General features: G+C 67.1%; 3 protein-coding genes. 1 reads left to right on the forward strand and 2 read right to left on the reverse strand.

The features are described 5' to 3' along the window. Together I55_RS04980 and I55_RS36825 are read right to left on the reverse strand one after the other, a co-directional pair. Window positions 1–1111 (reverse strand): hypothetical protein (locus I55_RS04980; protein ID WP_199902462.1); only part of this gene is annotated, 1111 nt, incomplete at its 3' end. Window positions 1112–1144: 33 nt separating this feature from the next. After that, window positions 1145–1312 carry a hypothetical protein gene (locus I55_RS36825; protein WP_159107111.1) on the reverse strand — a complete coding sequence of 56 codons (168 nt, stop codon included), beginning with the start codon at window positions 1310–1312 and terminating at the stop codon, window positions 1145–1147. A 572-nt stretch (window positions 1313–1884) separates the two neighbouring features. On the opposite strand from I55_RS36825, the gene I55_RS04985 reads away from it, so the two are divergent. Further along, a partial coding sequence (locus I55_RS04985) for an ABC transporter permease (RefSeq protein WP_044559406.1) occupies window positions 1885–3879 on the forward strand: 1995 nt, incomplete at its 3' end.

Here is a 3879-nt window from a genome sequence, read left to right on the forward strand (position 1 = left end):
ACCGGCTCATCGAATCGATGGCCAGCTTCAGGTCGTCCAGGCAGCCCTTCAGGATTTGCGAGACCTCGGTGTCGTTCACGGCGCCCCGCTCGACGGAGCGGATGGCGCTGATCAGCGAGGCGCCCACGCCGTCGTGCATATCCTGCATCAGGCGCTGGCGCTCCTCACTGATGGTCTGGCGCCGTTCCACCTCGCGCAAGCGCTGGTGGCTCACCTCCAACTCGGCTTCGCGGACCCGCAGGCGTTCGGCCAAGTCGGCGTTGGCCCGTTGCATCCTGGCTATGGCGGCGCTGTAGCGCCGGTACAGGAGGATGCCAACAAGCACCAGGGCGACGACGTTGATGTAAGCCCCCAGGAACCAGCCATCGAGGCCCAGGCCGCTGGACTGCATCCATTGGTCGGCTACCCCCAGCATGACACAGACGCCGACACAACTGACCACCATGCGCGTCGCGCTGAACCCGGGCCCGGCCTGCGTCATGTCCACAATGCTGACACTGGCGGCCATCGCCAGCGCCATGCCGTAGAGTGCGGGAATGAGGAAGGGTGCGCAGGATAGCACCGGTATCAGCCCCGCGGCGGGCACTGTCAGCAGGGTGACGGCGCCCGCCACCATGGTTGCGGCTCCGGTCAGGACCGTGAACGGGGGACGCAATGCCGGCCGCAGCAGAAAAAAATGAATGATCCCGATGAGCCAGAACAAGGTGCAGATCGTCAGCCAGGTGAACCAGTCGGAGACGAGGCTGGGGCTCAAGTAAAATTGGAGGTGCGCGGTGAAGGAAATAACCGCCAAGCTGAAAAACAGCATATAGCCGAATGATCGCCGCCGTTGGAACCACACGCGCAGGGCATAGAACCCTGATCCCAGGAAAACGACATCCAAGGCCGCAGGCAGATCACGCTGAAGGAATTCGCCCAAAGGGAGACGGCCGGGCGGCGCCTGCCCCGGTTCCACGGCCACGGAAAACAGGACGGTTCGCGCCATCTGTCCCTGTCCGTCCCAACCGCCCATGGCGCCGGTCAGGCTGACGACCGCCAGCGGCATCACCGACAACAGGATCACCACGGCGGAGAGAAGGGAAGTGGAGCGGTATTTCATGCGGGCGATCACGCGGCGTCCCATCGGGGTTTCGGGTGCGGAGTGTTATTGGTTCAGCAGGTCCAGCATCCGCGCCACCTCCACGGCGGCGACGCCCGCCAGCCGCAGGTCGATGGCGGTCTGGGGCGCCCGGCGCAGCGCATCCAGGAAGTTCGCGTCATCCTCGACGATCGCCACGGCCATGCGGGACGGTGCCAGGGCTGTGGTGGGCATGGGCTGCATAAGGACACTGTCATATAGGGGTATGCGACAGCCAGTGTGGCGCGTTTGTTCTACAGACAGGATCCAACCCCGTAAATGCTCTCACACGAGATCGGCAGCCAGTACATAGGCGCACCAGTAACGGTATGGAGATGGCCGGTACTGGGCAAGCAAACGGCTATGCCACGCCATATCGGGGGGGGACAGGAGCGCGGAAGAGAAACTGAGGATCACCAGCCGTGTCATCGCCTAGGCATGAGCCGACGATGGTTTCAAGGCCCGGTTGCTGGCCGATCCGGCCACAATCCTGAAGGCCGAGGGTCTGGAACTACGGGTCAGCGTCACCTGAACTCCGATTGGCGCGGTACCCGTTTGATTCCATTGAAATCGACAGGGTCATTTGATCGAGCCGATTTACATACAGGGACATGACCCTGTCCGCCCTATGGGTGTCCGCAGGCGTACACTGTCCGGTAACGGACAAGCGCTAGGTTCAATCGTCGTACTTAAAATCAATAACTTAGCTTGAGGCACACGGCTTGCTTGGGGAATCGGCTTCATTCCGCAGCCGGGGAAACCGCTGAATGACCGTCCTGCCGCCCTTCTTCCGCCGCCACGCGCTGGTCACCCTGCTCAATCTCTTCGGGCTGACGGCGGGGATCGCCGGCTTTCTGATGGTCAGCCTGTATGTGGCGGGGGAGCTGTCGGTGGACCGGGGCTTCACCGGGGCGGACCGCCTCTACCGTGTGGCCAGCACCCTGTCGGTGGGTGGCAACACGGTGGTGCTGGGGGCGTCCACCCCGCTGCTGGCCGATCCACTGGCGCAGGACTTTCCGGAAGTGGAGGCGGTGACCCGCGCCTCGGAAGAGACGGTGGAACTGCGGCAGGGGGATCGCGGCTTCGACGTGCCCTTGCTGTGGGCGGACGCCAACCTGCTGCGCGTGCTGGATTATCCCCTGGCGCGCGGCGATGCCGCCACGGCGCTGGCGCGGCCGGACGGCCTGGTGGTGACGCCGGCCCTGGCCCGCACCCTGTTCGGTGACGCCGACCCCATGGGCCACACCGTCCAGGCGCCGGGCGGCCAGATGCTGACCGTCACTGGGGTCCTCGCGCCCCTGGCTGAAACCCATCTGACCTTCACCGGCATCGCCGCCGACAGCGGCCGGGGCCAGAAGAACTGGGCCCACATGGCGGGGGAGCAGTGGAGCCACGTCGGGGAGACCGCCGTCTACGCCCGTTTGCGCCCCGGCGCCTCGGCCGAGGCCGTGCGGGCGCGCCTAGCGGATTTCGTGGCCCGCCGCGCCGTCCTGAACGAGCTGCCGGACGATATCCGCGCCGGCTTCCTGACCCTGCGGCTGGACCCGGTGCCTGCCATCCACCTGCACATCAAGACCTTCAACCAGGCCAAGCCCGGCGGTGACGTCGGCACCTTGGGCATCCTGTCGGGCGCGGCCCTGCTGATCCTGGGCGTGGCCATCGCCAACTACACCAACCTGGCCACCGCGCAGGCCATCAACCGGGCGCGGGAGGTCGGCATCCGCAAGCTGGCGGGTGCGCGGCGCTGGCAATTGGTGGCCCTGTTCACCGGGGAGTCCGTGGCGCTGGCCATCGCCGGCACGCTGGCCGCCCTGGCGGTGGTGGAGGTGCTGCTGCCCCCCTTCCAGGTCCTGGTGGACCGGTCGCTGGGGTTCTCCCTGGTGCGCGATGGCGGCTTCCTGGCCCTGGTGGGGACCACGCCCCTGGTGGTCGGCGTGCTGGGCGGCCTCTATCCCGCCCTGGTGCTGTCCGGTTACCGTCCGGCGGAGGTGCTGAAGGGTGGGGTGGCGCCGGCCGCCGGCCGGTTGCGCGCCGTGCTGGTGGTGGCGCAGTTCGCCATCTCCATCATCCTCATCATCGCCACCGCGACGGTCATGCGCCAGGTGGACCACGCGCGCAGCGCCGCCCTGGGCTTCCGTTCAGACAATCTCTACGTCATCGGCCGTCTACCCCACGACGACACGCGGGCGGCCACGCTGAAGGCGGAACTGGCCACGCTGCCCGGCGTGCGGGCCGCCGCCTTTTCCAACCTGGTGCCGGCCGACATCAGCCAGAGCATGGCGAAGATCACGGTCCGCGCCGATGCCCATGGCGCCCCGCCGGGCGAGGTTTTCATGTCGGAATTCTCGGCGGATCCGGACTTCATCACCACCTATGGCCTGGATCTGAAGGCCAGCAGGCCCTTGCCGCCCGGCTGGCGCCCGACGGAGAAAGGGGGGCCGTCCTATGTCTGGCTGACGGAGGCGGCGGCGAAGCGCCTGGGCTATCCCAACCCGGCGGATGCGGTCGGTGACCGCTACGCCACCGGCGACAATGAGACGGTGGAGGTGGCGGGCGTCATCGGCAATGTCCGTTTCCGGACCGCGCGCGACGCGGACGAGGCGCTGATGTTCACCATCGGCAGCAGCGGCGGCTTTCTCTCCGTGCGTCTGGCGGCCGGCGATCCCCGCCCAGCCGTGGCCGCCGTGAACGCCCTGGTGGACCGGCTGTATCCCGAGGCGCGCCGTGTGCCGCGCGGTTTCGCGGACGAACGGCTGAGGCGC

It is taken from the genome of Azospirillum sp. B4 (assembly GCF_000333275.1).
Classification (GTDB): Bacteria; Pseudomonadota; Alphaproteobacteria; order Azospirillales; family Azospirillaceae; genus Nitrospirillum.

Excerpts from the sequence above, each read along its gene's own strand:
- I55_RS36825 (WP_159107111.1), bottom strand. The coding sequence starts at position 1,312 with ATGCCCACCACAGCCCTGGCACCGTCCCGCATGGCCGTGGCGATCGTC.